This window comes from Acetobacter sacchari (assembly GCF_017377715.1).
Classification (GTDB): Bacteria; Pseudomonadota; Alphaproteobacteria; order Acetobacterales; family Acetobacteraceae; genus Acetobacter; species Acetobacter sacchari.
In genome coordinates this window covers 1-228 of sequence record NZ_JAFVMF010000139.1, presented here as the reverse complement: position 1 = coordinate 228, position 228 = coordinate 1, and the positions used below count along the sequence as shown (strand labels likewise).

1 protein-coding gene is annotated in these 228 nt (G+C 47.4%); it reads right to left on the bottom strand.

Going from position 1 to position 228, the window contains the following annotated elements; all coding sequences use genetic code 11:
• The coding region (locus tag J2D73_RS21415) for a hypothetical protein (RefSeq protein ID WP_207884279.1) at window positions 1–228 on the bottom strand (228 nt) is incomplete at both ends.

Sequence of the window (228 nt, the reverse complement as noted above, 5' to 3'; positions counted from 1 at the left end):
GAACAATGTATCGCTTGTACCGGTTTGCATGGCTTTCAATACATGCAAGAAGGATCCTCAATGCCATCTCGTGGCAATATTTTCCTCTCAACGGATAAGACCCACATTTGGAATAGCAGACCTCGCCATTTCCCCCACAGAGCACTGCCATATCAGTTGCCGTGCACATCAATATGCCTCCATCAACAACTGACTGGACAGCAGAGTCCAGGAAAACAGATGGTGAAC